The organism is Sphingopyxis macrogoltabida, assembly GCF_001307295.1.
Lineage (GTDB): Bacteria > Pseudomonadota > Alphaproteobacteria > Sphingomonadales > Sphingomonadaceae > Sphingopyxis > Sphingopyxis macrogoltabida_B.
On record NZ_CP012700.1, the window covers coordinates 465,618 to 490,850 of the forward strand.

The window sequence follows — 25,233 nt, forward strand, 5'->3', positions numbered from 1 at the left end:
ACTGAACATCATGCAATTTTTCGAGAACAAGAATCGCCTCATGGCCGCCGTCGCGGTCGGGGCGCTCGTGCTGGGCGGCGGCGGGATATTGATCGGACGATCGATGTCCGCGCCCGAGGCGGCCGCACCTCCAGCGGCACCCGCCGAAGAAGAAGAAGGTCATGTCGAGGGCCAGATCCTGATGGACGAGGCGCGCGCCAAGGGCGCGGGCATCGTCACCGAGACGATCCAGGCTGGTGGGCTCGGATCTGAGATATTGGCGCAGGGCGTCGTGGCATCGACGCCCGAGGGCGAGGCCGTGCTGACGGCGCGCGCCGATGGCGCGATCACCCGCATCAACAGGCGGCTTGGTGATTATGTTCAAGTGGGTGACACTGTGGCGGTGATGGAAAGCCGCGACGCAGCAGCGATCGCGTCGGAACGCAGTTCGGCAACGGCTCGGCTGGCGCTCGCGCGCTCGACATACGCGCGCGAGAAGAAGCTATTCGATGCGCGTATCACGGCAAAACAGGATCTCGAGGCCGCCGCGGCGGCGCTCGCCGAGGCCGAGGCAGAAGCGCGGCGGTCGCAATCGGCTGCGTCGGCTGCAAAAGTCTCCGGCGATGGCCGCACTCTGGCGGTGACCAGCCTGATCTCGGGGCGGATTACCAAATCGGATGCCAAGCTCGGTTCCTATGTGCTCGCCGGCACCGAATTGTTCCGCGTCTCCGACCCCCGTCGTATCCAAATTAACGCCTCGGTGCTCGCCGCCGATGCACGCCGGATCAATCCCGGAGATACGGCGGTGATCGAATTGCTCGGAGGAGAAACCGCGAATGCGACCGTTCGTTCGGCAACCCCGAGCCTCGATCCCGAGAGCAAGACCGCGACAATCGTTCTGATACCCGAAGGCATCGGTGGCCTGACGCCCGGTCAAGGTCTGCGGGCGCGGATCAAACCGCGCGGTGCAGCCGGTTCGACGCTGATCGCCTTGCCCGAAGAGGCGGTGCAAACCGTCGAGGGACGCGAAGTGGTGTTCGTCAAGACCGCAAAGGGCTTCCAAGCGACCACCGTAGTTACAGGCAAGCGTGGCGGCGGCCGTATCGAGATCGTCGATGGCGTGAAACCGGGCGCGGTGATCGCGACCAAGGGCGCTTTCCTGCTCAAGGCCGAAATCGGCAAGGGCGAGGCGGAGCATTGAGATGATCGAAAAACTCCTCGATGCGTCGATACGCTTTCGCTGGGGCGTGGTTCTCCTCACCCTCATCATTTCCGCTTACGGCCTGACGCAGCTCCTCAAGCTGCCGATCGACGCCGTTCCCGACATCACCAACAAGCAAGTCCAGATCAATACCGTCGAGCCCAATCTCGGTCCGCTCGATATGGAACGATTGGTCACTTTCCCCGTCGAAACCGCGATGGCGGGGATCCCGGGCCTCGAAAGCTCGCGCTCGATTTCGCGCAACGGGTTCAGCCAGGTCACGGTAATCTTCGAAGATCACACCGACCTCTATTTCGCGCGCCAACAAGTCGCCGAACGCCTAAACCAGGCAAAGGGAACCTTGCCCGACGGGGCCGAGCCGCAAATGGGCCCGGTGTCGACGGGACTTGGCGAAGTGCTGATGTACACTGTCGATTTCGATCGCAGCGCGAAGGCCAAGCCGGCGGTCCCCGGAAAGCCCGGGCTTCAGCCCGATGGCTCCTATATAACGCCAACCGGCGAGATTTTGACCGACGACGTGGCCAAGCTCGGCTATCTGCGGACCGTGCAGGACTGGGTGATCCGCCCGCAACTGCGATCGGTATCCGGCGTGGCCGGCATCGATTCGATTGGCGGCTATGAAAAGCAATTCGTCGTCCAGCCCGACGCGACCAAATTGGCAAGCTACGGCATCAGCTTCTCGGAACTCGCCGAAGCGCTCGAACGAGCGAATATCTCCGTCGGGGCGAATTTTGTCGAACGCGGCGGCGAGGCGTTTCTCGTGCGCGCCGACGGCCGCATCCGCACGCTCGACGAGATCGGTCGCGCGACCGTGGCGAGCCGCGGCGGCGTTCCGGTCATGGTGCGTGACGTCGCGACTGTTCAGATCGGCGGGGAACTGCGCACCGGGTCCGCCTCGGAAAATGGCAAGGAACTTGTCGTCGGCACCGTCTTGATGCTCGCGAACGGCAATAGCCGGATCGTTGCCTCGGCCGCAGCCGAACGTCTCAAGGAGGTTGCCAAATCAATGCCCGCGGGCATCGTCGTCAAGCCGGTGCTCGACCGTTCACAGCTTGTCGACGCCACCATCGGCACAGTGGAGAAGAATCTCGCCGAAGGCGCGTTGCTCGTGGCAGCCGTCCTGTTCTGGTTGCTCGGAAACTTCCGTGCCGCGATCATCGCGACACTGGTCATCCCCATCTCGTTCCTCATCATGGGAACAGGGATGAACATCACCGGCACGTCGGGGAATCTGATGAGCCTAGGTGCGCTCGATTTCGGGCTTATCGTCGACGGCTCGATCATCATCATCGAAAACTGCCTGAGGCGCCTTGCCGAAAGACAGCATCACGAAGGCAGGCTGCTCTCGCTGAGTGAAAGGTTGCACGAGGTGTTCGAAGCCTCGCGCGAAATGGTGAAGCCGACGATCTACGGGCAGGCAATCATCTTCCTCGTGTTCGTGCCGTTGCTCACCTTCACGGGTGTTGAGGGCAAGACCTTCTCGCCTATGGCAATCACGGTTCTGCTGGCACTGGCCGGTGCTTTCATTGCATCGCTGACCTTCGTCCCCGCGATGGTGGCATTGCTTCTTCGCGGCAAGGTGGCCGAGAAGGAAGTGCGCGCGATCGCGTGGGTGAAGACCCGCTACGAGCCCGTGCTCAAGCGCGTGATCGCGCGGCCTTGGCCTTGGATCGGTGCCGGTGGTGGTACCTTCGCCGCTGCTATCCTGGTGTTCGGCATGCTCGGCAGCGAGTTCATCCCGGTGCTGGGCGAGGGCAATCTCGCGATGCAGGCGCTCCGAATCCCGTCGACATCGTTGAACAAATCTCAGGCGATGCAATTGCAGGTGGAAAGAGCCGTGTCCTCGCTTCCCGAGGTGGCCTTCATCTATTCGAAAACCGGTACGGCGGAGGTCGCCAGCGATCCGATGCCGCCAAACGCATCGGATACCTTCATCATCCTGAAGCCGCGCGATGCTTGGCCCGAAGGGGTGAAGACCAAGGATGATGTGATCGAACGCGTCGAGAAGAAGCTCGAACCGCTCGTGGGCAACGCCTTTGAAATAAGCCAGCCGATCCAGCTTCGCTTCAACGAGCTGATCGCCGGCGTGCGCGGCGACATCGCGATCAAGCTCTATGGGGACGATCTCGATGAAATGGGCCGCGCGGCGCAGCAGGTGGCAGCGATCCTGAACACAGTCCCGGGCGCCGCCGACGTCAAGGTTGAACAGACGGCAGGTTTCCCCGTGCTTGACGTCCAGTTCGATCGCGATGCCATCGCCCGTTACGGTCTGACGTTGCAGGATGTCAGCGATACGGTCGCTGCGGCGCTCGGTGGGCGCGAGGCCGGGATCGTATTCGAAGGCGACCGGCGATACGACATCGTCGTCCGTCTCGACCGCGCGACGCGCGACGATCTCGACGCGGTAGGAGCGCTTCCTGTGCTTCTTCCCGGTGAGGGCGGCGCGCGGGCATCGGTGCCACTCAGCGAACTGGCCAAGTTCGGCTTCTCCGAAGGCTTGAACCAGGTCAGCCGTGAAAACGGCAAGCGACGTGTCGTGGTGCAAGCCAATGTCCGCGGCAACGATCTCGGATCCTTCGTCGCCGAAGCACAGGAGAAGGTGAATGCGCAGGTCAAACTTCCCACTGGAAGCTTCATTGAGTGGGGCGGGCAGTTTGAAAATCTGCAAGCCGCCTCGGCAAGGCTGTCGATCGTCATCCCGATCATCTTTGCTGCCATCTTCGGCATCCTGTTCATGGCATTAGGCGGCGTGCGGCAGGCGATTGCGGTTTATTCCGCAATCCCTCTCGCGCTGGCCGGCGGTGTCTTTTCGCTGTTGCTGACCGGGCTGCCCTTCTCGGTATCGGCGGCGGTCGGCTTCATCGTGCTCTCGGGTGTGACGGTGCTCAATGGGCTCGTCGTGATGTCGAGCATCAACCAGCGCATCGACGAAGGAAAACCGGTCGATGTCGCGATCGGGGAAGGCGTCATGGAACGCGTCCGCGCAGTGCTGATGACGGGCATTGTGCCCGCGATCGGCTTCGTTCCGATGGCGCTCGCCACCGGCACCGGCGCCGAAGTCCAGAAGCCGCTCGCCATCGTGGTGATCGGCGGGTTGATCACCTCGACGCTGCTGACCTTGTTCGTCCTCCCTGCGATCAGCCATCTGCTGCTTCGCGGACGGCATAACAAGCATGTCGCGGGCGACTATACCGACGTGACGGCTCTTGGCGAACGGGTGTTCCTGCCCGGCGACGACACGGGCGGCAAACCGGCATGAGCGAGCATAAGGCTCCTCATGTCACGCTGGACGAAACCGATGGCGGCTCGCCGCCGCCATCGGATTGTTCGGGAGGAAGAGTGATGAAGACCTCCATATTGCTGGTCGGGCTTTTGCTTGCGGCCTGCTCATCCGGGAAGCCGAGCGCCAACGCGGACAGCGCCGTACACGGCGATATGCAGCATGCGGCTGCAGCCTCGTCGACGCCGGCGGCCAAGGCATTCGAGACGGCCGCGGACAAGATGCACAGGGATATGGCGGTCGTTCTCACAGGCGATGCCGATACCGACTTCATGCGTTCGATGATCCCGCATCATGAGGGCGCCGTGGCAATGGCCAAGGTCGCGCTCGAACATGGCAAGGATCCCGAAGTCCGCGAGATTGCCAGATCCGTGGTCGCAGCGCAGGAGAAGGAAATCACCATCATGCGAGATTGGCTGGCTCGGCGCGAGAAGGTGGTGCCGCAAAGCCCGCCCAAGACGAACTGACATGGCCGGGGCTACCCATCGTGCCGCCGCCGGGGGCGGTGCCGATGACCCGGAAGAACGCCGGACGCTATGGATCGTTCTCCTGCTTAATGCAGCGATCGCCGGTGGATTCTTTGTCAGCGGCTTTTTCGCAGACTCCAGCGCGCTGGTAGCGAACGGGGTCGATAATAGCGCCGATGTCGCTGTTTACGCGATCAGCCTCGCGGCGCTCGGTCGCGGCGACCAGTGGAAGACGCGGGCGGCAAAGGCGTCGGGCGCGATGCTCCTGCTGTTTGCCGTCGCAATCCTTGTTGACGTCGCCCGCCGCTATCTCCAGGGGAGCGAACCCATCGGCGCGACGATGATGATCATGTCCGCCATTGCCGCGGTCGTGAATTATATCTGCCTGCGCTTGCTGCAACGGTTGGAGAAACCCGACGTAAACCTCCGCGCAGCGACGACGTTCAGTTTCAACGACTTCGTGTCGAACGGCGGCATTCTTGTCGCAGGTGCACTCGTCTTGTGGCTCGGCAGCAACTGGCCCGATCTGCTCGTTGGCCTCGCGACCGCAGGGATCGCGATCAAGGGCGGCATCGAAATCCTGCGCGACGCGCGCAGCGAGGAAAAAACCGCAACAGGCGGGCCGACCTAGATGGAAAGTTCGGCGATATCGGCAGTAACGCAGCAAAGGCGATGGGATCGATTGTGTCTGCATTCCCGGTTCCTTTCCGCTCTGGCACCGATGCATCTGCCGAAAAGCGTCACGATATCCGGAGTTGACCGGCACGTTGCCCGTTTTCACCGCGGCGCAGGTCCACGGCCTGCGTCGCGGACCATCTTGCCGGGGCGAGGAGCTCGCCGATGTTCTCGGTAGGAACCTCGCTCCGTATGGAGATTCCGATCGGGCGAGTCTGGCGCTTGCTCGTCGATATCGAGCGCTACGCCGACTGGCACCCGACGCTGCGCTTCACCGATCGCCCGGGGGACGAGGAGCGAGTGAACTATATCTATTCGCCGCGCGGCACACGCGGGCCCGAGCTGGCTGCCGAGGGAAGGATTACTGGGCTCGACTGGCTCAAAAGCTTCTCCTGGCAAACGGGGATCCCCGGTATCCTCGTCATCGAGGAAAGTCACCGCCTCGAGAAATTGGGACAAGGCGTCGAAGTGACGCATCGGCTCGTCTGCCGTGGCTTCTTCTCCTGGCTCGGATACCCTTTTTTGCTGCGCGCTTGCCGCGTCTTCCTGACTCGCTCGAACAACGCGCTGGAACAGCATTTCCGTCGCTCGACGGTACGATCCCGATACGCCCGGCCAAGCGGACGGCGCGCATGAAGGATGATCAGATCTTGGCCGCCAAGGGTCCCTGGCTTCTTGCCCCCGCCACCCGGGTCGAGGGCTACTGGCGGTCAAGGAGGTGCGGGAGCGGGTCGCGCGCCAAGGCTCCCGCACCTCATCCTGTCGAGAGGGCCGTGTGTCGCGCCGAATCTCTCGACCTTGGCAAAAGAAAAGGACGGCATCATGAGTGACCAGTTGCGGCTCGATATTCCGCTTCTCCTCCCCGAAGTCGCCGATACCGCTGACCGCTGCGTCGCGCGTCTCATGAGCGAACTCGAAGGACGCGACGGCGTCGACAAGGTTCATGTCGTCCGCTCCAGCGATGGCTCGCCGCCGCAGCTGTGCATTCATTATCGGCCGGATATTCTGCCGCTCGAACGGGTGCGGCAGCTGGCGCGCAGCGCCGGCGCCGAGCTCACCGGCCAGTATCAACATCTCTTCTGGGACGATCTCGAAGGCGTCGGCCACGCCAGGCGTGCCCGCACGATCGGCCTGCGACTTCGCGGAATACCGGGCGTGATCGAAGCCGAAGTCGGTGTAGCGGGAACGCTGCGCGCCGAGTTCCAGCGTTCCGAAACCTCCATCGAAACGATCAGAAAGATACTCTCGGATATTGGTGTCACCCAGAAATCGGTCGCCGTCGCGTCGAATGTTCCGGCAGAAGCCGCGCATGAACACGGCGAGGACGGGCACGATCATGGGCCGGGGCACGCGCATGGGCCTGACCACAAACATGGTCACAAAGGCGAGGATGGCCACGACCATGGTCATGATCATGGCGGCATCTTCGGCGAACGGACCGAGTTGATCTTCGCGCTGCTTTGCGGTCTCGTCCTCGGCATCGGCTTCGCGATTGAAAAGCTTGCCGCGGTGCCGGAATGGGTGCCGATCGCATTCTATATCGCAGCCTATGGTTTCGGCGGCTGGTTTACCGTCCGCGAGGCGATCGAAAATCTGAAGCTCAAGCGCTTTGAGATCGACACGCTGATGCTCGTCGCCGCAGCGGGCGCGGCGGCGCTCGGCGCGTGGGCAGAGGGCGCGTTGCTCCTCTTCCTTTTCAGCCTCGGTCACGCGCTCGAACATTATGCCATGGGCCGTGCCAAGCGCGCGATCGAGGCGCTCGCCGAACTGGCGCCGCAGACAGCAGTCGTGAAAGCCGCGGACGGCAGCAGCCGCGAGGTCTCGGTCGAGCTTTTGCAGATCGGCGACACGGTCGTGGTCAAGCCCAATGAGCGGCTGCCCGCCGACGGTTTCGTCGTCGTCGGGCGCTCGGCGGTCAATCAGGCCCCGGTGACTGGCGAGAGCGTCCCGGTCGACAAGGAGCCCGTGCCCGATCGCGCGGCCGCCGCCGCGAAGCCTGATGCGCTCGACGCGAAATATCGCGTCTTCGCGGGCACGATCAACGGCCAGGGTGCGATCGAGATCGCGGTAACCCGCCTTGCGGCCGACACCACGCTCGCCAAGGTCGTTAAAATGGTGAGCGGGGCGGAAACCCAGAAGTCGCCGACCCAGCGCTTCACCGATCGCTTCGAACGGATCTTTGTGCCGAGCGTCCTCGCGCTGGTCTTCGTCCTGCTCTTCGCCTGGGTGGTCGTCGATGAGCCCTTCCGCGATAGCTTCTACCGCGCCATGGCCGTGCTCGTCGCGGCGAGCCCCTGCGCGCTCGCAATCGCGACGCCGAGCGCCGTGCTTTCGGGCGTCGCGCGCGCTGCGCGCGGAGGAGTGCTCGTGAAGGGCGGCGGTCCATTGGAGAATCTGGGATCGCTGACTGCGCTCGCGTTCGACAAGACCGGCACACTGACCGAGGGCAAGCCGCGTATCACCGACGTCATTCCAGCCACAGGCGTTCCCAAGGAGGAATTGTTGCGGATCGCTGTGGCGGTTGAGCGGCTCAGCGACCATCCGCTCGCTGCGGCCATCGCCCGCGATGGCGAGGAGATGCTGACCTCGACGCCCGTTCCGACCGCCGACGATCTCAACAGCCTGACCGGGCGCGGGGTCACCGCGAAGGTCGAAGGCGAGACTGTCCTGATCGGAAAGGCGGAAATGTTCGGCACCGACGGGGTTGCCCCAATCGGCGCGGAGGTCGCCGCGGCGATCTCCGGGCTTCGCGACCAGGGACGAACGACCATGGTGGTCCGTATGGGCGATCGCGACCTCGGGGCAATCGGCCTGATGGACACGCCGCGCGAGTCTGCGCGAACTGCGATTGCGAAACTTCGCGATCTTGGCATCCGCCGGATGATCATGATCTCGGGCGATCACCAGAAGGTAGCCGAATCGATCGCAGCCGAAGTGGGGATCGGCGAGGCCTGGGGCGATCTGATGCCTGACCAGAAGGTCGACGCCATTCGCGACCTCAAGGCCCAGCAGCCCGTCGCGATGGTCGGTGACGGCGTCAATGACGCGCCGGCCATGGCGACCGCTACCGTAGGCATTGCGATGGGAGCGGCGGGTTCCGATGTGGCGCTCGAGACTGCCGACGTCGCGCTCATGGCCGATGATCTTGCCCATCTGCCGTTCGCGATCGGCCTCAGCCGCCAGACGCGGCGGATCATTCGCCAGAATCTGGTCGTCAGCCTCGGTGTGGTCGTGGTCCTCGTGCCGGCGACGATTTTCGGGCTGGGGATCGGCCCTGCGGTCGCCGCGCACGAAGGCTCAACCCTTGTCGTCGTCGCCAACGCGCTTCGTTTGCTGGCTTACCGTGACCGTGGCGCCGTTTGAGCGAGTCCAAGCGTGCCGCCCGGTCTTACGTAAAGGAGAAAGGCTGTGATCGAGTTCGAGAGCGACCATTTTCTGCCCTATACGCCAGCTCAGATCTGGGCGATCCTCGGCGATTTCGACACTCACGGAATATGGAATCCCTATGTCCGGATCGAGCGATTGGCCGGGGACCCTATCGCGATCCGCTATTCGATACGCATGGATCCGAGCAGGCCCAAGTTTCTTGAAGTTCCCGCAACAATTATCTCCGCGCGCGACGGAGAAGAGCTGATACTCGACGTGCGGCCGAGCTTCGTCCTTCATTTCGAGGAGAGTTATGTCCTGACGCCGACGCCGGAAGGGACGAAGTTTGCCCACCGCTATCGGTCCCGTGGGCCATTTGCCTGGCTTCGACTTCCCGGCATCCGCACGAGCTTTGAAAGAATGCTCTCTTCGATCGACGGAATTCTTCTCAGCTATCTAAAGTCCAAATATGGCAAGCAGCAATCGCCACCGGGACGGCCGAAGCCCAAGTTTCGAACGGGTCGGCGATGACAAGCTTTCCCCGTCTTTCCGCCCAGAAATGGCGCCCGCTTGGCGCGGCTTGGGCGATCGCACTCGTATCGAGCCTCGCCGTCCTCTTCATTGGCGAGGTCATGGGCCAGGCGCCCTGTGATCTCTGCTGGTTTCAGCGCGCCTTCATGTTCCCGCTCGCGATCATTCTCGGGATTGCAGCGTTCAAGTCGGACCGCGCCGTGGTTCCTTATGGGCTGGCGCTCGGAGCGGGCGGTGGTCTCGTCGCCCTCTATCATAGCCTTCTCTACGTCGGTGTCATTCCGGCCCCGATCGTCCCATGTACCGGTGGCCCCTCATGCTCGGGAGAGAGCATGGCAATCGGAGGCGTGCCGCTGCCCCTCCTGTCGCTGGCCGCATTCGCGCTCATCCTTACCCTCTTGCTCAACTTCCAAAGGAGACTGAAATCATGAACCGACGTATCGGAGTGGTGGCCACGCTTGTCCTATCGGCGCTCGCCTTTACCGGTGGCGCGATGCTCTACAGCGGGAGCGCCGAGGGAGAACCCACGAAGAAGGTCGTGGCGGGACCCGTCGACAGCCTCATTCGCCCGCACTCGCCGATCATTGGGCCGAAAAATGCCCCGGTCACGATCGTCGAATTCTTCGACCCGTCGTGCGAGGCCTGCCGCGCCTTCTATCCGACGGTGAAGGGCATCGTCGCTAAATATCCCAAGGATGTGCGTCTCGTGATGCGCTACCTCCCACTGCACCCCGGCTCGGCCGAAGCGATCGTGATCCTCGAAGCCGCGCGGGTGCAGGGCAAGCTCGAGCCTGTAACGGCGGCGCTGCTCGAGGCGCAGCCCGACTGGCACGACGGCAAGATGGACGGCGCCTGGGCCGCCGCCGAGAAGGCCGGCCTCAATGTCGCGAAGGCGCGCGCGATGCCGACCGCCGATGCGATGGCGTGGATGGAGCAGGACATCGCCGACGCGAGGGCGGTCGGCGTCAAGGGCACCCCGACCTTCTTCGTTAATGGCGAGATGCTCATCCAGCCGAGTCCCGAACAGGTCGAGGCCAAGGTCCAGGCCGCGGTCGCGGCAAAGGGCAAATGAGGGTCGGACCCGTCCCCTTCGTCCACGCGGGGCGGGTGCTCATCCTGCAGCACGATCCGGCTCCGCCCTTGATCGGCCTGTCGCATGGAGACGCCGGGCCACCGTCCGATCGGCGGCATCGGGGCCAATATTCACTGCGCATTCAAGCATGAAGGAGGATTTTGAACGCCACGAAAAGGAGAGACTGACATGCGAAAACTGATGACGATCGCGGCCGCTATGCTCGCCTTCGCGGTCCCCGGCACGGCCCTTGCCCAGCACCATGGCGATCGCGGGGGATATAGCCGAGGACATGACGCGCCACGTGGTCATGACCGCGACTATCGTTCCTCGCGCCACGGCGTGCCCAACTATGGCTATGACCGCGGCTATCGTGGCTACGATCCCTACTACCGCGGCTATGATCGCCGGTATGAACGGCGAGACCGCTACGAGCGGCGTTATCAGAAGCGCCGGATGCACCACCACCACCGCGGGCGTCACTGGCGCGGCTAGCCGGGGCCGCGCGGGCCGGGCGAGAAACTACCGCTTCGCCCCATAGATTGAAATCGAGCCGGTCGGCGTCGGGATGACTTTCATCTCTTCGACCGCCTCGAAGCCCGCGGCTGTAAGGATCTCCGGGACGCAGCCCTTCGCGTTGGGTTCGGTATATTCGAACCCGTCGAGCAGCTGGATCTGTCGAAAAAGCATGCGCATCAGCAGCGAGCGCTGCTCGCCATAGTCGGCTATGAAGAGAGTCCCGCCCGGCCTCAGGAGCCTGAACATCTGCGCGGCAATCGCTTCCTTCACGGCCATCGGGCACTGGTGAAGGACGAGGCTCGATACGATCTTGTCGCATTGCCGGAGTGCGGCGATGCCGTCCAGCTCGTCGCCCATGGCCTCAAACCATCGAATCTCGGCATCGGCAACCTCAGCCTTGGCGCGCGCGATTTCCAGCACGGCAGGGTCGGGATCGACCGCCAGAACGATGCTCTCCGGCGCCGCCTGCTTGAGGGCGATTGCAAATGTTCCCGTGCCGCACCCGATATCGACGATCCGCTCGCCCGGCCGCGGTTCGGCGAAGCGCAGCAAGTCGCTTCGCCATCTTTTCTCTCTGGTCATGAGGGCTATGGCGGCATCGTAGCGGTCGAGCGATCCGCTCTTGCCGAGTGCCGGGACGAAGTCTCTGTGTGCGTCTGACATGATGCCCCTCTACTAGGCGCCATCACGCACCGGCTTGAACGGAGAGGCTATGATTCGATGAAAAGGTCGCTTGCCCGAATACCGAACATCGCCTTGATCGTGCGGGCGAAATGCGCGCTGTCGCTGAAGCCGGCCATATGTGCGGCCTCGGTGGCGCTGCGGCGCATTCCCAATTCGTCGAAGGCAATAATCAACCGTCGCCAGAGCACAAAGCGCTGGAAGGGCATGCCGATCTCGGCGGCAAAGAGATGCCGGAAGCGGCCGAGCGAAAGGCGGCTCTCTTCCGCCACATCCGCGAGACGGACAGAGCCCATGGGGATCAGGCGGTCAATCGAGGCGGCGGCGCGGGTGATGCGCGGATCGAGCGGGGGGCGGGTGCCTCGCATGAGCCAGTTTTTCCAGAAGGACCGCTGTCCCGGCGTCTCGACATGAATCGGATCGGAGCAGATCAGCCGGTTTTTCAGTTCTACCGGCGGACCGAAGCCCACTGTCGGCTCGACGAACCATAATTCCGCTGCGGGAGCGGGGAGCAGCCGGTGCACGGTATCGGGTTCGATGAGCAAGCAACGCCCCGACAGGCGCGCGCCATCAGCATCGACCACCGTAAGCGGCTCGGCACAAAACACCGCCTGCGCCGCAAAATGGCGGTGCGCGGCGGCATCGCCAACCGAACCCGACCAGAGAGCATGATAGTCGCCGAGGCTAAGTCGGCCGTTCCAGTTGGACGTGTCGGGCATCGGGTCTCGATAGCAGGCCTAACTCATGTGCGTAACGGGCGCCGGGTAAGCTCTCTGGCTCGGAGGCTCCTTTCGGAAGCCCCAGCACAGCCTTGGGAGGAGCGCGCGGACCCCCTTGATGATTACCCTCATCGACCGGGCGCTGTCTCGATCCGGCGATGTTGCCGACTGTTGTAGCGATAGCCGATCCAGAGAATTGCAAGCGCGAGAAGCTGGAGCAACAAAGGTTCGAGCGAAGGAAATATCCCCATCGCCGGGAAGCGGGGAAAATGAGCGAGCGGTGTGATGCCAAGGAGGCCGGCTTCCTGTAGCGCGCCCGCGCCCTTGCCAGCCAGGACAACCGCAAGGATGGCGATCAGCGCGGAGCTGTAGGCGAAAAATTTTCCGATCGGCAGGACCCGGCTGTAACGAAGCATGACCCATGCGATTGCTGCAAGGATCACCACTGCAGTTCCGGCTCCGACGGCGATCGCGCTGCGGCTTCCTTGCGCGGCGAGGGCTGCGAAAAACAGGATGGTCTCGAAGACTTCCCGATAGACCACGAGGAAAGCGAGCCCGAACAGGAACCAGGCCGAGCGACGCGAAAGCGCCTTGCCCATCGCTTCGCGGATATAGCGCTGCCAGCTCTCCGCGTGCGACTTTCCGTGCATCCAGATGCCGACCCAGACGAGCACGACTGCGGCGAAAAGCGAGCCAAAGCCCTCTGTCAACTCGCGGCTCGCTCCGCTGATCGAGATTGCATACGTCGCGACTGCCCACGTTGCGCCGCCGGCAGCCAAGGCGGCGATCCAGCCGCCATGGACATAGGGTAGGACTTCAGGCCGTTCGGCCTTTCGCAAGAAGGCGATCATCGCCACGATGATCAGAAGGGCTTCGAGACCCTCGCGCAGCAAGATGGTCAGCGCCCCGACAAAGGTCGATGCGTCGCTCGCTGCATCGGGAGAAAGTGCAGCTTCGGCATCGGCGAACAGGGCTTCGACGGCGGCGGCTTTACCCGCGACCGCATCGACCGGCGCACCTCGCGCGATGGAAACGCGGTAATCGGACATCGCGGATTCGATTTGCGCCATAAGGGCGGAATCGCGCGTCGTCAGAATCGGCTCAATCGGTTCGAAACCGTCGAGATAGGCGGACAGCGCCAGGCGCTCTGCCTCGCTCCGATTGCCCTTGCGGTACGCGGCAAGGCTTTGCGCCAATTTGTCACGCGCAACCGCAAGCGTCGCGGGCGAAGCGGTTGTCAATGCCTGGGGATCGGAACGCAAATAGGCGGTGAGCGCGTCGGCCTGCTCCGATCCCAGCCCACGGCCAAGCGCTTCGGGGCTGAGACTTGTAAAGGCTTGCAGGTCGGGGACCAGATCGCGCGCCGTAGGGGTCTGGTTCCAGATACGCCGGCCGGATGCGACGTCGCGAAAGGCAAATCCACCGGCATAGGCTGCTACCGCCCAGCGGTCGTCGGACGGCAAATGGGCAAAACTGGGCATGGACGTGCCTTCGAGCCCCTGTCCTATGACCTGGTAGAGTGCGAACAGACTGCGCTTGCGAGCGCGTCCGGCGTCGGTGAAATCAATAGGCGCCGGGTCGAGCCCCTTGGCCTGAGGCCCATTGCCATCGCCGCGCGCGCCGTGACAGCTGGCGCAATTTTCCAGATAGACTTGGGCTCCGCGCCGGGGATCTGGAGCGTTGCGCGGCGCGAGGGGCACAGGGTAAGCGGCGAGCAGGTCCGCCGCGAGTCCGCGCGCCTGGCCAGCCACCTTGCCGGGGTCCGCCTTCGACGCGATTGCCGCTTGGAGTTGTCCCGCTTCGCCAACAAGGCGAGCGCGCGCCGGGGATACCGGAAGCGCTTCGATCCCCTTGCGAACGGTGGCAGAAAACTCGGTCATCTCGGCATATTCGACCGTGCTCGTCACCGCTCCATTCGCGACGGCACCACCATAGTCGACCGCAACATAGTCCAGCAGACGCCAGATGGTCTGGACCTCGTCGGCATCAGTGCGGGCCTGTGCCGTCGGCACGACGAGGCAGCCGATAGCGGCAAGCGCGATCAGCAGAGAGAGAAAGCGGAGGGCGGAGGGCATTGGCCCTATTGTCCGGCCACAGTCGAAAGTTCGCGCAATTCGCTCCGCGCGCTGCGAAGAATCTCATAGGCCGAATGCAGGAAGAGCGCGGCGATGATGGCGGCGACCGCCAAGTCGGGCCAGGCCTGGCCAGTCCATGCCACGAGGCCGGCGGCGATGATCACCGCCACATTGGCGATCGCGTCGTTGCGGCTGAACAGCCACACCGCGCGGACATTGGCGTCGCCGTCGCGGAAGCGCGAGAGGACGGCGGCCGAGGTGAGGTTGACGAGGAGGGCGGCGACGCCAATACCGCCCATCAGCTCGGCTTCGGGCGGCACCGCGGTCAGCGCGCGCCACAGCGCGACACCGATGACGCCAATGCCCAGCGACAGCAGGAACAGGCCTTGGGCTAAGGCGATACGCGTGCGGGCGAGCGCGGTCCAGCCGATCGCGACGAGGCCGGCCAGCGTGATCGTGCCGTCGCCGATGAAGTCCAGCGAGTCGGCTTTCAGCGCCTGGCTGTTGGCGATGAACCCGCCGACGATCTCGATCGCGCCGAAGCCAAGGTTGAGGAGCACGACGATCCAGAGCGCGCGGCGGTAGGCCGGGTCCTTTTCCGCGCGCACCGGGTCTCCCGTGCAGCCACAGCCATCGCCGCTTTCCGAACTTGCCGTCATCGCCTCATCGTCCCTTTGCCGCCTTCAACTCCGGACAAGGCCAGCCTATACATCCTCCAGTCACTGGAGGATCAAGCGCAATATGACGAAGCGGCTCGCGATCGGCGACCTTGCCCGAGAGACCGGCACCAAGGTCAACACCATCCGCTTCTATGAAGAGATCGGACTGTTGCCCGAGGCGCTGCGCACCGCTTCCGGACGGCGAAGCTATGATCCGGCCGACCTCCGGCGGCTCGCCTTCATCCGCCATGGCCGCCAGCTCGGTTTTTCGATCCCCGAGATCCGCTCGCTGCTGGCGCTTTCGGACCAGCCCGATCGCGATTGCGGCGAGGCTGCGGCGATCGCGCGGGCGCATCTCGCCGATATCGGCATACGCATCGCGCGGCTCGAAACCTTGCAGAGGGCGCTAACCGAGGTCGCGACCTCCTGCGAGGGCGGGCGGGCCGCCGAATGCCGGGTGATAGAGGCGATCGCGGGTACCGACCTCGCGCTCTAGGCACGGGATGGGGTTCGAAACAGCGCACCGGTCGCGATCGGGCGCGGGCGCGATGCGCGTAAAGCAGACGCCGGGAATCCGGCGCCTGCTCCTTTTCACGCCTTAATGGGCGGCATGGTCCTTATGCTCGCCCTGGGTTCCATCGGCCGCCTTCTTCTTGTCGCAGCAGCAACAGTCTTTGGCGTCGCCTTCCATTTTTGCGCAGCATTCGCATTTCGGCTTTTCCGCGGTTGCGGGAGCCTCGGCAGCGAAGGCAGGCACGGCAAGAGCGAGCGCGAGCGCGCTCACGAAGGCACGATTCAACATGATGTTTTCCTTGAATAAAAGTGATTGATGAAGCGGTTTACGCCAAGCGCGGCGGCGGCGTGGCGGGCGGTGCATCGATCCCGGTGAAGTGGGAGAGGGGTGCCGCGTGCCACACCGCGAGCATCATCGGTTGATCGGAAAGGCGCGGGAGGGGCGCCGCGAACGCTGGCCCATGGCACTTGCGTGCGCAATCATCGGTCCCGTCGGAACCAGGAAGCTTTTGGCCGGGATGTTGTTGTTGCGACGAGGCAACAGGGTCTTGGTCTGCCATCGTCATGTCCGCGCATGGAATGGCCGCGGTCGCCAATTCCGCGGCCGCCGCATTGGCGCAGGTGCCAATCCCGGTTGCCCCAAGCGCCACGATGACAAGAAGCAGGAGGAACTGGCGTGCAACGGAATGCATGTTGCGAGACATAGCGTCATCGAATGGCGCGACAAGCGGGGAATTGCGCAGTCACTTTGGGGCGACCCATCCTCGCCGTCCGTGCTGTAACGTAGGTCCTGAATGTCGAAAGCGTCGAACAATTGTCGGGCTGGCGCGATTGAGCCATCCGGCAATCGGGATATAAATCGGCAATGACCCGGGCCAATCAGAGCGCGATTCCCTTTCGCATCGTCATCGAGCAACCGGTGGTGGGCGTGCTCCATAGCCTGCAGGATAAGCGCAATCATCCGCTCGACCCCAAGTCTTCGGCGGCCGGGGAGCCGCTGACGTTCGATTTCATCATCCGCGTCGGTCCGGGACCAAAATTCTTCGGTGATCTCGTTCGGCGCGAAGGTCCGGAGCGCCGGTTCGTCTATATTTGCGTCGGTCAGATGGCGGGCGACCCGAGTTCGCCTTGGAGCCGGCGGATGAAGATCGACATCCACGACATCGAGCAGCGATTGCTCGATGAGGCGCCAGTCGGCTCGGGCCGAATTGAAATCTCGATCATCGGCACGGGGAAAGACGGCACGCCGGCATGCGCTACCGTGCAGCCCATGAGGCGGCGGATGGCGTAGCGATTTTCATTTTCGCGTAGGCGTTCGGGGCGGTACTTGCCATCATTGTGGCAAGCTTTCTGTTCACCGCCTCAGATGAATCCTCTGCTATTGTGTCCACAGCGCCGAAAAGCTGAATGGCAGCAAGCGCCAAAGGCTCGGTCTGCAATGGGTCCACGGCTCGGCCAAAACTCGATTTTTCTCATCTCTCGGTTAATCGAACAAGCGTTAGATCGTCAAAAATGTGGGGGTGAGTGTGGGGGTGGTGCCTCAAATCGACAATAAAAATATAATAAAAACAATAATATAATATCCATGTTCGATACAAGCCCTGCCACCAGGGGGTGTTCCCCACACGATCAGAGGCATCCAGAGAAAGCCACGGTGTGGTTCTCGATTGGGCTTTTTCAAAAGGATATCGCGAGACCGAGATTTCCATGAAGTCCGTCACGCGCGGCCTTCCGCGGCAACCGAAGAACAGCCAGCACTATGCCGCGATGCCCTATTCGGATGTTGCTGCTTTCCTGATGATGCTCCGCGAGAAGGAGACGATGGGCCGGCTCGCTCTCGAATTCCCGATCGCGACGGCCGTTCGATCGGGAGAGGCGAGGGGCGCGGTCTGGGATGAGATCGACCTTGAGAACCGCCTATGGACCGGCCTTGGCGCATGCAGTGAAGGATAAAACAGAGGCGGCTTATCGGCGCGGCGCACTGCTGGAGAAGCGGCGCCATCTCATGTCGGCGTGGAGCCACTACTGCACAAAAGGTACGAAATAGCGGAACTGCGGTGCTGGTTAGCAGAAGGTGAGTTCGCCGCTGCTACTTAATGTTGGATACTGCGACCGCTTCGCGCCCGAGCCCGGCCATTCACCGCCAGCGACGCGTGGCCCAAAACCAGTCGTTCGCAAATGGGCCATTATAGCAGTGGCCGGACGTCCGATCTCCCACGAAACCTAACAGCTGCGAGAAACGCCCTTATCTTTGGAACGCGAGAACTTGCCCCATGCCCGTTCGCTGCCCCACCACAGAGCGGCAAACCCGCCAAGCGTGACTCCGCCCAGAATACCCCAGCCATGTGGCCCCAGCGGCAGCATCCCAATCGCGTAGGCGACGACCAGTATCGCCATCCCAATCAGGAACGGTCCGGTGAAACGGCAATGAGTCCGGCCGCACCGTCTGGCGTTCATGATACAAGCCGCACCCATGGAGGCCAGCATGACGGTCCAGATGACCGCGCGGGGCGTAGGTTCCAGCCACATGGCGGCCAGCATGGCTAGGCCGGGAATAGCCCAGAGCCCGACAAGCGTGCGCCAGTTACCCGACCAATCCCCGGCGCCGCTGGCGGGATCGGAACCGCGCGGGCTACTCATGTCATCTCACCGCCGCGACGCGACCGAGCAATCTTATCCTGCACAGCAGGACAGCCTTTTCACATCCCGATCGAATGTCTGCGCAGCCAGCTTCAGTCCTTCGACCGTGGTCAGATAGGGGAAGATCATCTCCGCCAGATCGTCGATCGTGAGGCCGCAGCGGATCGCCATGGCGGCGGTCTGGATACTGTCCGCACCTTCCGGCGCCAAGATATGCGCGCCCAGCAGTTTGCGGGTCCGGCCATCCGCAACCAGCTTGATCAGGCCGCGCGTGTCGCGAGCCGCCAATGCGCGCGGAACATTCTCGAGCGGGAGGGTCGAGGTTCGCGTTGCATATCCTGCCGCGATAGCCTGCGCTTCGGTGAAGCCGACACTGGCTACCTGCGGATCGCTGAATACGACGGCCGGCATGGCCGAATTGTCGTACCGCAGGCTATCGCCGTTCAAGGCGTTCTTGGCGGCGATCTTTGCGCCATAGGCTGCCATGTAAACGAACTGGTCTCGGCCCGTCACATCGCCGGCGGCATAGACGCCGCGCACCGAGGTTCGCATATGGTCATCGACAATGATGGCACCGCTGAGCGTCTGCTTCACCCCTGCCTCGATGAGACCGAGGTCCTCCACATTCGGGGCGCGCCCGGTCGCTACGAGAAGGCGCTCCGCGACGATGGTTTCGGCGACCCCGTTGCGCAGGACGGTGAGCGCAGTGCCCCCTTCCGCCGTCTTGTGGGCCGACTGATAGGCGAGGTCGCCCAGAACCGTGATGCCTTCGCTCGAAAGATAGTCGGTCAGCGCGGCACCGATCTCCGGCTCCATATCGGGGAGAAGGCGGCTGCGGAAAACGAGCGTCACGTCGACGCCGGCGCGGGAGAACATCTGGGCGAGTTCCACACCGATATAGCCGCCCCCGAGGACGATCATCGATTTCGGCAACTCGGTCAGGTCGAGCGCGGTAGTGCTGTCGAGCGCATCGACGTCCGGAAGGCCCGGGATAGCCGGCACCGCCGGACGCGTACCTGTCGCAATCACGATCCGGTCAGCGGTGAACCGCCTTCCACCGGCCTCGACGCCATTTTCGACGAGCCGCGCCGTGCCTTCATGGTAGGCGATATTATTGTAGAGAGGCAGGAGATCCGCATATTTCGCCTGACGAAGGCCCGAGACGAGCGAGTCCTTTTCGGCGATCACCTTGCCCCAATCGGCCATTCGTGCCCCGGCCTCGACACCGTTGAACCGCATCGGCGCGGCATTCGCGTGGTGAATGCTCTCGACCGCGCGGATCAGCGCCTTGGAAGGAACGCAGCCGACGTTGACGCAGGTTCCGCCGATGGTGCCGGCACCGATAACGGCGACTTGGGCTCCTTGCTCCGCCGCGGTAATCGCGGCCGAGAACCCAGCCGAGCCGCCGCCCACGACGATAAGGTCGTACTTCTTGGCCTGAGAGCCGTCGCCCCGATTGCAGCAATCACTCATGATACGACTTTCACTTGCGGACTCGGGAAGGGTAGCCAGCGTTGGTGGTCGCCGCGATCAACGCCGCGGTGCTGGTCTTGGCGTCGTCATAGGTGACCGTCGCGGTATGCGTTTTGGCCGACACTTCGACAGCGGTCACGCCGGGTACGCGCGACAGGCTCTTTTTGACGGTGGGAGCGCAGGTCACGCAGGTCATGTTCTCGACCGCCAAGGTGGTGGTCCGGATTGCGGCAAAGGCCGGCCCGGATGCGAACAGCGCAGCCGCGGCCGCGAACAGGGTAAGCTTCTTCATCATGGTCTCCTTGTTCAAAGGTCGAGGAATAGGGGGGCGAGATAGGGGAAGAGGACGGCGAGTCCGATCAGCGCCGTTGCAAGCCACAAGGCCGTCTTTGCCAAGCGGTTGGAGGAAGGCGTGCCGCACTCGCCCTCGGCGCAGACCACGCGCGGCTGACGATAGATCCGCCAGAACCCGGCGGCCAGGAAGGCGATCGCCACCGCCAGGAAGATGGGCTGATAGGGGGCGAGCGCGGTCAGGTTGCCGATCCATGCGCCACTGACGCCCAGTGTGAAGAGCACTAGCGGGACGATGCAGCAAGAGGCCGCGCCGAGCGCGCCCAGACTTCCTCCAACAATCGCTATCCACGCACCACGTCTGGAAGCCGTTTTCGGCTGGGTCATTTTCTGTTCTCCGAATCACGTTGTTGACCCTAGATAGGATCTGTAGCGGCTACAGGTTCAAGAGGTATTTCAGCATGGATCGGAAAAATCTGCAGGACACAGCGCCCCGGCTCCCCATCGGAGCACTGTCGCGGCGCACCGGATGCAACATCGAGACGATCCGCTATTATGAGAAAATTGGCCTGCTCTCCGCGCCTGCGCGCAGCGACGGCGGTCACCGGCTCTATGGCTATGGTCATCTCATGCGGCTCGGCTTTGTGCGGCGCGCGCGGGAACTGGGCTTCACGCTGGACGAGATCCGCGCGCTGCTTCGGCTGGCCGAGGACCGCGATCGCCCATGCACCGAAGCGCGCGAGGTCGCCGTGGTCCATCTGACCGACATTCGTACCAAGATCGCGGATCTTCAGGCCATGGAGTCGGTGCTTGCCGAAACCGTCGTGCGATGCGCGGATGGCAAGACCCCGGAATGCCCGCTGCTGGAAACGCTATTCGGTTCGATCGATCCGTCTGCCCGGCCTCCTGCCGGCTAGCCGCCGTCGGCCAGCACAGACCAATGTCGGTTTTCGCAAGGACGACGCTTTGGCGAAGCTCAATGTCTGCTTCTTTCATTTTCAGTCCGAAAGCCGACAGGCTGGAAACGTTGAGAGTTTCGGACGCCGCGAGGCGTCGGAAAGTCTTCGATGCCCGAACCGCGGTGGTCATGGAGTGAGCTATGGGGAAAGCTGTTTTGCGGAGATCGTGGGGTAGCTAGGAGCTGCCGAAAAGCGGACGTGCGCGATAGCGGACCGTCTGGATTTAGATCGCAAAAGCGGACGCCAAAAAGCGGACGGACCGATTTTGGTGGTGCGACGTCTGCTTTTGGGCAGCGCCGTGGCGAGCTGGTCCGCTTCCGGGCGCGGGTCTGCCCAGGACGAGGAAGGCGACGGGCCGTGCCGGGTCACGGCGCAGGTGTCCCGGGTGCGAGGGATGGCGGTGGCGGCGCGCGGGACTGGTAGCGGCGCTCGAAGACCTCGATGATGATCATGGTACCACCGCAGCACGGGCAGGTCGGTCGGGGCTCTGCATCGTCGGCGGGCTCGTCGGTCGGTGGAGGTGCGACATCGAGCAGGCGGCGGGCGCGTTCGAGATGATCCTTGCGGTGTGCGCTGGCGAGGAGGCCATAGTGGCGGATGCGGTGGAACCCGCGCGGCAGGGCGTGGAGAAGAAAGCGGCGGATGAACTCGTCGGCGCCGAGCGTCATGACCTGCTGCCGTCCGGCGCCGGCCTTGCGGTAATCCTTGTAGCGGAAGGTGACCCCGGCCTCGTCGAACCGAAGGAGCCGGCTGCTCGATATGGCGACCCGGTGGGTGTAGCGCGCGAGGTAAGCGAGCACGGCCTCGGGCCCGGCGAACGGCGGCTTGGCATAAACGACCCAGCGCTTCTTCCCGACGGGCGAGAGGTGCCGCAGGAAAGCGCGTCGTTCGGCGAGATGCGTGAGGCTGCCAAAGAAGGCGAGCTTGCCGGCGTCGTGCAGCGCGCGCAGCCGGGTGAGGAACAGGCGTCGGAACAGGGCCCCAAGGACGCGGACCGGCAGCAGGAAGGCGGGGCGTGCGGATATCCAGCGCGTTCCATCGCGCGAGATGCCGCCGCCCGGCACGATCATGTGGATGTGCGGATGATGGGTGAGCGCCGAGCCCCATGTGTGAAGTACAGCGGTGATGCCGATCCGGGCGCCGAGGTGCTTGGGATCAGCGGCGATGGTCAGCATCGTATCGGCCGCGGCCTTGAACAGCAGGTCATAGACCAGCGCCTTGTTGTAATAGGCGATAGCGGCGACCTCGGCAGGCAGGGTGAACACGACGTGGAAATAGCCGACCGGGAGGAGATCGGCCTCGCGCGCTTCGAGCCATGTGCGGGCGGCGGCGCCCTGGCACCTCGGGCAGTGCCGGTTGCGGCAGCTGTTGTACGCGATCCGCCAGTGGCCGCAGTCGGTACAGGCTTCGACATGTCCGCCGAGCGCGGCGGTGCGGCAATGCTCGATCGCTGACATGATCTTGAGCTGATGCAGGCTGAGGTGGCCGGCATGGCCGGTGCGATAGGCAGGCCCTGCGGCACGGAAGATGTCGGCAACCTCGAGTGAGGCGCGCACGGACCTTAGCCGTCAGGAACCTCCCCGCTCGGCGATGCGAGCGCGAGCCTGTCGAGCGGGCTGACGATCGACCGAACGGTCTTCGTTGCGACCTGCGTATAGAAGGCGGTGGTGTTTAGCTTGGCATGGCCGAGCAGCGCCTGGATGACGCGGATATCGACGCCGTCCTCGAGCAGATGGGTGGCGAAGCTGTGGCGCAGCGTATGCGGTCCGACGCGCTTGTCGATATCGGCGGCCTCCGCGGCTTCGACGACGACACGGTAGAGCTGGCGCGTGCTGATCGGCGCCGCGGCGCTCTGTCCGGGGAAAAGCCAGCCATCGGGAACGAGGATGCCCTGTTGTCGTCCAGCGCGCCACCAGTCGCGCAGGAGCAGGAGCAGGCCTTCGGGCAGCATGGCATTGCGGTATCGGCCGCCCTTGCCGCGCTCGATCCGCAGCAGCATCCGCTTGCTGTCGATATCGGTCACCTTCAGCGCCGACACCTCGGCAACGCGCAAGCCCGCGCCATAGGCGACCGACAGCGCGGCCTGGTGCTTGAGCGAGCGCGTGGCATCGAGCAGCCGCTTCACCTCGGCCATCGTCAGCACCACCGGGATCTTGCGCACCTGCCTGGTGCGGACCAGCTTGCGCGCGAGATCGGGGCGATCGAGCGTGTGGGTGAAGAAGAACCGCAATGCGCCCACGATGCTGTTCATCGTTGGCGCGGGGACGCCTGCCTGCTGCTGCTCGATCTGGAACTGCCGGATATCCTCGGCGCTCGCAGTGTGGGGCGAGCGTCCGAGCCAGGTCGCGAACCGCCCGACGTCGCGCAGATAGTTACGCTGCGTCTCCTTCGAGAAGCGGCGCATGGTCATATCGTCGATCAGCCGCTGGCGTAGCGGGCTGATCGGGCCAATCTGGATAAGCTCGTTCATCGTTCGACTCCTCAGGTAAAGGAGTCGAAAGGGTCTGCCTGTGGCCGCCGGCGTTCAATCAGGCGCGGCGCTCGCGGGACCGCTTTACATCGAGGCTAGCGCCAATCCGCGGAGCGGTTCGTGCACCGGCCAAGTTCCGCGGCCCCGGTATTACCAAGCAATCGGTGTCCCGACCTGTACGCGCTTCGCACGCACCGGGGCCAGCATGGCGAAGCGATCGACCGCGCCGCCTCCGCAATTGCCGTTTTCGCCGAGGATCGGTCCGGAATACCGCGTATTGTAGATGTCGAGGACCACGGCGCCGCGCTGCATGGTGAACCAGCTACCCACTCCGCTGCTCTGAGGCCCGACCAGCGCTCTGGTTAGAGCGTCGTTTCGGATCGCATAGGTCCAAGGGCGGACGCCCAGCTGCTTCCAGCCGCCGCCCCGCTGCATGGCGGCAACCGCGTCAGCCTGGCTCAGCGATGCATCGCAATAATGGGTCGTGTCATTGCTCCAATTCTCGGTGCGCGATGTCCCCGAGAGAACGAAGTGCGTCCGCACCGCGCTGAGCACACCGTTCGCCAGTTCATATTCGACGAACGAGGAGGCGTCGGCTTCGAGGCCGCCCGCGAGCGCCTGCTGGGCTTGGTGAAAATCGATGCCGAACAGCGTCATCGTCAGATCGCAGCGAATCTGGACGATCCGGCCCCGCGCACCGGTGCGCTCGCTCCAGACGGGCTGCGCGCGCATGCCGGTCTTGCCGATGCTCGAAGTAAACAATTGGTCGGTGAGCTGGCCAATATTGTCGAGCAGCTGCTTTTCATTGCTCGTCGACAGGCACATCAGCGCGCGCCCCGCCGCGTGTGCGAGCTGCTCATCGGTCACTGTGGTTCCGAGCGCGAGGCCCATGAAAAAGGACCCGTCGGTGCGGTCGGAGATACGGGCGCATCGTCCAATCTCTGCCTCAATCAGCATCATCCAGTCGGCGTCCTTGCGGCGCCCCGCGTAGCCGTGAATGCGGTCGTCGGCACAGAGCTGCGCACCTGCGGCTGGTGCACTGGCGCCGGCCCGCCAAATTGCCTCTGATGCCCGGATCGGCGCTTCGATAAGGCGGCGCCTCTCAGCATTCTCGGCAGCGAGCCGTGCTTCCTTCTCACGCCATTCTGCCTCGATCCGCGCTCGGCGTTCTTCAGCTCTCTGAAACTCGGCCAGCAGCGCTTCGCGCCGCGCCGCGCTGTTCGCAGCCTTGATCGCTTGGGCGTCAGCCATCACAGCCTCGCCCCCAGACGAGCTGAGCAGAACAGCCTTCGCGCGCGGCGAGCGGAGCAGGCGTTCTGCGAAGTCGCTTCGCTGCATCGTCGCGAGGTTGCGACGATAGGCCGCCTCGAGCGACATTGCCGCGCGCGCTGCCTTGTCGCGGGGCGTTCCGCTCGCATCAGCGCATCTCTCGATCATCTCGACGATCCGCTCTGCATCGGTCAGCGCGAAAACCGCGGCCTCTTCGCTGGGAACGGTATCGAGAGCCGCTGCGAGCGCGCGATCGAATGTGGCGAGAGGAACTCGAACGTCCCCACTCGCCGCAGCCGCCAGCAGCTTGTTGCCGGCTGCAACGGCAGGACGGAAGGGCGAGTAATTTTCAAGGACAGTTACGCGCACGCGG

27 protein-coding genes are annotated in these 25,233 nt (G+C 63.7%); 14 read left to right on the forward strand and 13 right to left on the reverse strand.

Annotation, left to right across the window (positions count from 1 at the left end):
• Positions 1-10: 10 nt before the first annotated feature.
• From AN936_RS02270 to AN936_RS02315, 10 genes are all read left to right on the forward strand, one after another.
• Entirely contained in the window at positions 11-1,180 is a 1,170-nt protein-coding gene (locus tag AN936_RS02270) for an efflux RND transporter periplasmic adaptor subunit (protein WP_149037573.1), read from the forward strand.
• Position 1,181: 1 nt separating this feature from the next.
• Positions 1,182-4,460 (forward strand): efflux RND transporter permease subunit, encoded by a 3,279-nt coding sequence (locus AN936_RS02275; protein ID WP_054586728.1) that lies wholly within the window; start codon positions 1,182-1,184, stop codon positions 4,458-4,460.
• Entirely contained in the window at positions 4,457-4,948 is a 492-nt protein-coding gene (locus tag AN936_RS02280; RefSeq protein WP_227340353.1) for a DUF305 domain-containing protein, read from the forward strand. Before AN936_RS02275 ends, AN936_RS02280 begins: the two co-directional genes overlap by 4 nt.
• 1 nt (position 4,949) lies before the next feature.
• A complete protein-coding gene (locus tag AN936_RS02285; RefSeq protein ID WP_054586730.1) occupies positions 4,950-5,579 on the forward strand; it encodes a cation transporter in 630 nt (209 codons plus the stop codon).
• 236 nt (positions 5,580-5,815) lie between these two features.
• A complete protein-coding gene (locus tag AN936_RS02290; RefSeq protein WP_054586731.1) occupies positions 5,816-6,259 on the forward strand; it encodes an SRPBCC family protein in 444 nt (147 codons plus the stop codon).
• Between the two features lie 186 nt (positions 6,260-6,445).
• The gene (locus tag AN936_RS02295) at positions 6,446-8,986 is read left to right on the forward strand and encodes a heavy metal translocating P-type ATPase (protein ID WP_054590050.1); all 2,541 of its coding nucleotides are present in this window, start codon (positions 6,446-6,448) and stop codon (positions 8,984-8,986) included.
• A gap of 45 nt (positions 8,987-9,031) precedes the next feature.
• On the forward strand, positions 9,032-9,520 hold the full coding sequence (locus AN936_RS02300) for an SRPBCC family protein (RefSeq protein WP_054586732.1): 489 nt from the start codon (positions 9,032-9,034) through the stop codon (positions 9,518-9,520).
• Entirely contained in the window at positions 9,517-9,951 is a 435-nt protein-coding gene (locus tag AN936_RS02305; RefSeq protein ID WP_054586733.1) for a disulfide bond formation protein B, read from the forward strand. Before AN936_RS02300 ends, AN936_RS02305 begins: the two co-directional genes overlap by 4 nt.
• A complete protein-coding gene (locus tag AN936_RS02310; RefSeq protein ID WP_054586734.1) occupies positions 9,948-10,592 on the forward strand; it encodes a DsbA family protein in 645 nt (214 codons plus the stop codon). The genes AN936_RS02305 and AN936_RS02310 overlap by 4 nt, the downstream gene beginning before the upstream one ends.
• Before the next feature lie 189 nt (positions 10,593-10,781).
• Complete coding sequence (locus AN936_RS02315; RefSeq protein ID WP_149037574.1) at positions 10,782-11,087, forward strand: hypothetical protein; 306 nt, start codon at positions 10,782-10,784, stop codon at positions 11,085-11,087.
• Positions 11,088-11,114: 27 nt separating this feature from the next.
• Here AN936_RS02315 and AN936_RS02320 read toward each other — a convergent pair whose 3' ends face one another.
• From AN936_RS02320 to AN936_RS02335, 4 genes are all read right to left on the reverse strand, one after another.
• Complete coding sequence (locus AN936_RS02320; RefSeq protein ID WP_054586736.1) at positions 11,115-11,774, reverse strand: class I SAM-dependent methyltransferase; 660 nt, start codon at positions 11,772-11,774, stop codon at positions 11,115-11,117.
• Positions 11,775-11,821: 47 nt separating this feature from the next.
• A complete protein-coding gene (locus tag AN936_RS02325; protein WP_054586737.1) occupies positions 11,822-12,511 on the reverse strand; it encodes a helix-turn-helix transcriptional regulator in 690 nt (229 codons plus the stop codon).
• A gap of 128 nt (positions 12,512-12,639) precedes the next feature.
• The gene (locus tag AN936_RS02330) at positions 12,640-14,586 is read right to left on the reverse strand and encodes a cytochrome c/FTR1 family iron permease (protein WP_054586738.1); all 1,947 of its coding nucleotides are present in this window, start codon (positions 14,584-14,586) and stop codon (positions 12,640-12,642) included.
• Positions 14,587-14,591: 5 nt separating this feature from the next.
• On the reverse strand, positions 14,592-15,245 hold the full coding sequence (locus AN936_RS02335) for a cation transporter (protein WP_054586739.1): 654 nt from the start codon (positions 15,243-15,245) through the stop codon (positions 14,592-14,594).
• An 82-nt stretch (positions 15,246-15,327) separates the two neighbouring features.
• Between AN936_RS02335 and AN936_RS02340 the strand changes: the two genes are divergently transcribed.
• Positions 15,328-15,741 carry a MerR family transcriptional regulator gene (locus AN936_RS02340; RefSeq protein WP_054586740.1) on the forward strand — a complete coding sequence of 138 codons (414 nt, stop codon included), beginning with the start codon at positions 15,328-15,330 and terminating at the stop codon, positions 15,739-15,741.
• A 102-nt stretch (positions 15,742-15,843) separates the two neighbouring features.
• Here AN936_RS02340 and AN936_RS02345 read toward each other — a convergent pair whose 3' ends face one another.
• Entirely contained in the window at positions 15,844-16,047 is a 204-nt protein-coding gene (locus AN936_RS02345) for a hypothetical protein (RefSeq protein ID WP_054586741.1), read from the reverse strand.
• Between the two features lie 37 nt (positions 16,048-16,084).
• Positions 16,085-16,450 carry a hypothetical protein gene (locus AN936_RS02350; RefSeq protein WP_149037575.1) on the reverse strand — a complete coding sequence of 122 codons (366 nt, stop codon included), beginning with the start codon at positions 16,448-16,450 and terminating at the stop codon, positions 16,085-16,087.
• A 173-nt stretch (positions 16,451-16,623) separates the two neighbouring features.
• On the opposite strand from AN936_RS02350, the gene AN936_RS02355 reads away from it, so the two are divergent.
• Positions 16,624-17,049 (forward strand): DUF5990 family protein, encoded by a 426-nt coding sequence (locus AN936_RS02355; protein ID WP_054586743.1) that lies wholly within the window; start codon positions 16,624-16,626, stop codon positions 17,047-17,049.
• A 416-nt stretch (positions 17,050-17,465) separates the two neighbouring features.
• On the forward strand, positions 17,466-17,711 hold the full coding sequence (locus AN936_RS02360) for a hypothetical protein (RefSeq protein ID WP_054586744.1): 246 nt from the start codon (positions 17,466-17,468) through the stop codon (positions 17,709-17,711).
• Between the two features lie 270 nt (positions 17,712-17,981).
• Here the strand turns inward: AN936_RS02360 and AN936_RS02365 are convergent, their stop codons facing one another.
• Genes AN936_RS02365 through AN936_RS02380 form a run of 4 tightly spaced genes read right to left on the reverse strand, consistent with a single transcriptional unit; the run spans position 17,982 to position 20,549 of the window.
• Positions 17,982-18,398: a hypothetical protein gene (locus AN936_RS02365; RefSeq protein ID WP_011542785.1), complete on the reverse strand. Its 417-nt coding sequence runs from the start codon at positions 18,396-18,398 to the stop codon at positions 17,982-17,984.
• A 33-nt stretch (positions 18,399-18,431) separates the two neighbouring features.
• A complete protein-coding gene (merA, locus tag AN936_RS02370) occupies positions 18,432-19,871 on the reverse strand; it encodes a mercury(II) reductase (RefSeq protein ID WP_011542784.1) in 1,440 nt (479 codons plus the stop codon).
• 10 nt (positions 19,872-19,881) lie between these two features.
• Complete coding sequence (gene merP, locus AN936_RS02375; protein ID WP_041384122.1) at positions 19,882-20,163, reverse strand: mercury resistance system periplasmic binding protein MerP; 282 nt, start codon at positions 20,161-20,163, stop codon at positions 19,882-19,884.
• A 14-nt stretch (positions 20,164-20,177) separates the two neighbouring features.
• The gene (locus AN936_RS02380) at positions 20,178-20,549 is read right to left on the reverse strand and encodes a mercuric transporter MerT family protein (protein WP_011542782.1); all 372 of its coding nucleotides are present in this window, start codon (positions 20,547-20,549) and stop codon (positions 20,178-20,180) included.
• Between the two features lie 74 nt (positions 20,550-20,623).
• Here AN936_RS02380 and AN936_RS02385 point away from each other — a divergent pair, with 74 nt between their 5' ends.
• The gene (locus tag AN936_RS02385) at positions 20,624-21,079 is read left to right on the forward strand and encodes a MerR family transcriptional regulator (RefSeq protein WP_011542781.1); all 456 of its coding nucleotides are present in this window, start codon (positions 20,624-20,626) and stop codon (positions 21,077-21,079) included.
• Positions 21,080-21,486: 407 nt separating this feature from the next.
• Here AN936_RS02385 and AN936_RS02390 read toward each other — a convergent pair whose 3' ends face one another.
• The 3 genes from AN936_RS02390 to AN936_RS02400 form a co-directional block, all read right to left on the reverse strand.
• Positions 21,487-22,677, reverse strand: coding sequence for an IS91 family transposase (locus tag AN936_RS02390; protein WP_054586745.1), 1,191 nt, complete (start codon positions 22,675-22,677; stop codon positions 21,487-21,489).
• A gap of 5 nt (positions 22,678-22,682) precedes the next feature.
• Positions 22,683-23,591, reverse strand: coding sequence for a tyrosine-type recombinase/integrase (locus AN936_RS02395; RefSeq protein ID WP_054586746.1), 909 nt, complete (start codon positions 23,589-23,591; stop codon positions 22,683-22,685).
• Positions 23,592-23,741: 150 nt separating this feature from the next.
• Complete coding sequence (locus tag AN936_RS02400) at positions 23,742-25,229, reverse strand: hypothetical protein (RefSeq protein WP_054586747.1); 1,488 nt, start codon at positions 25,227-25,229, stop codon at positions 23,742-23,744.
• Between the last annotated feature and the right edge of the window lie 4 nt (positions 25,230-25,233).

What these genes read in the sequence shown, in the direction of transcription:
- AN936_RS02320 (WP_054586736.1), bottom strand. Translation starts at nt 11,774, where the DNA reads ATGTCAGACGCACACAGAGACTTCGTCCCGGCACTCGGCAAGAGCGGA.
- merA (WP_011542784.1), bottom strand. Translation starts at nt 19,871, where the DNA reads ATGAGTGATTGCTGCAATCGGGGCGACGGCTCTCAGGCCAAGAAGTAC.
- AN936_RS02350 (WP_149037575.1), bottom strand. Translation starts at nt 16,450, where the DNA reads ATGCATTCCGTTGCACGCCAGTTCCTCCTGCTTCTTGTCATCGTGGCG.
- AN936_RS02290 (WP_054586731.1), top strand. Translation starts at nt 5,816, where the DNA reads ATGGAGATTCCGATCGGGCGAGTCTGGCGCTTGCTCGTCGATATCGAG.
- AN936_RS02325 (WP_054586737.1), bottom strand. Translation starts at nt 12,511, where the DNA reads ATGCCCGACACGTCCAACTGGAACGGCCGACTTAGCCTCGGCGACTAT.
- AN936_RS02380 (WP_011542782.1), bottom strand. Translation starts at nt 20,549, where the DNA reads ATGACCCAGCCGAAAACGGCTTCCAGACGTGGTGCGTGGATAGCGATT.
- AN936_RS02345 (WP_054586741.1), bottom strand. Translation starts at nt 16,047, where the DNA reads ATGTTGAATCGTGCCTTCGTGAGCGCGCTCGCGCTCGCTCTTGCCGTG.
- AN936_RS02270 (WP_149037573.1), top strand. Translation starts at nt 11, where the DNA reads ATGCAATTTTTCGAGAACAAGAATCGCCTCATGGCCGCCGTCGCGGTC.
- AN936_RS02330 (WP_054586738.1), bottom strand. Translation starts at nt 14,586, where the DNA reads ATGCCCTCCGCCCTCCGCTTTCTCTCTCTGCTGATCGCGCTTGCCGCT.
- AN936_RS02335 (WP_054586739.1), bottom strand. Translation starts at nt 15,245, where the DNA reads ATGACGGCAAGTTCGGAAAGCGGCGATGGCTGTGGCTGCACGGGAGAC.
- AN936_RS02285 (WP_054586730.1), top strand. Translation starts at nt 4,950, where the DNA reads ATGGCCGGGGCTACCCATCGTGCCGCCGCCGGGGGCGGTGCCGATGAC.
- AN936_RS02280 (WP_227340353.1), top strand. Translation starts at nt 4,457, where the DNA reads ATGAGCGAGCATAAGGCTCCTCATGTCACGCTGGACGAAACCGATGGC.
- AN936_RS02275 (WP_054586728.1), top strand. Translation starts at nt 1,182, where the DNA reads ATGATCGAAAAACTCCTCGATGCGTCGATACGCTTTCGCTGGGGCGTG.
- merP (WP_041384122.1), bottom strand. Translation starts at nt 20,163, where the DNA reads ATGAAGAAGCTTACCCTGTTCGCGGCCGCGGCTGCGCTGTTCGCATCC.
- AN936_RS02365 (WP_011542785.1), bottom strand. Translation starts at nt 18,398, where the DNA reads ATGAGTAGCCCGCGCGGTTCCGATCCCGCCAGCGGCGCCGGGGATTGG.
- AN936_RS02385 (WP_011542781.1), top strand. Translation starts at nt 20,624, where the DNA reads ATGGATCGGAAAAATCTGCAGGACACAGCGCCCCGGCTCCCCATCGGA.
- AN936_RS02395 (WP_054586746.1), bottom strand. Translation starts at nt 23,591, where the DNA reads ATGAACGAGCTTATCCAGATTGGCCCGATCAGCCCGCTACGCCAGCGG.
- AN936_RS02360 (WP_054586744.1), top strand. Translation starts at nt 17,466, where the DNA reads ATGAAGTCCGTCACGCGCGGCCTTCCGCGGCAACCGAAGAACAGCCAG.
- AN936_RS02340 (WP_054586740.1), top strand. Translation starts at nt 15,328, where the DNA reads ATGACGAAGCGGCTCGCGATCGGCGACCTTGCCCGAGAGACCGGCACC.
- AN936_RS02315 (WP_149037574.1), top strand. Translation starts at nt 10,782, where the DNA reads ATGCGAAAACTGATGACGATCGCGGCCGCTATGCTCGCCTTCGCGGTC.
- AN936_RS02310 (WP_054586734.1), top strand. Translation starts at nt 9,948, where the DNA reads ATGAACCGACGTATCGGAGTGGTGGCCACGCTTGTCCTATCGGCGCTC.
- AN936_RS02305 (WP_054586733.1), top strand. Translation starts at nt 9,517, where the DNA reads ATGACAAGCTTTCCCCGTCTTTCCGCCCAGAAATGGCGCCCGCTTGGC.
- AN936_RS02295 (WP_054590050.1), top strand. Translation starts at nt 6,446, where the DNA reads ATGAGTGACCAGTTGCGGCTCGATATTCCGCTTCTCCTCCCCGAAGTC.
- AN936_RS02355 (WP_054586743.1), top strand. Translation starts at nt 16,624, where the DNA reads ATGACCCGGGCCAATCAGAGCGCGATTCCCTTTCGCATCGTCATCGAG.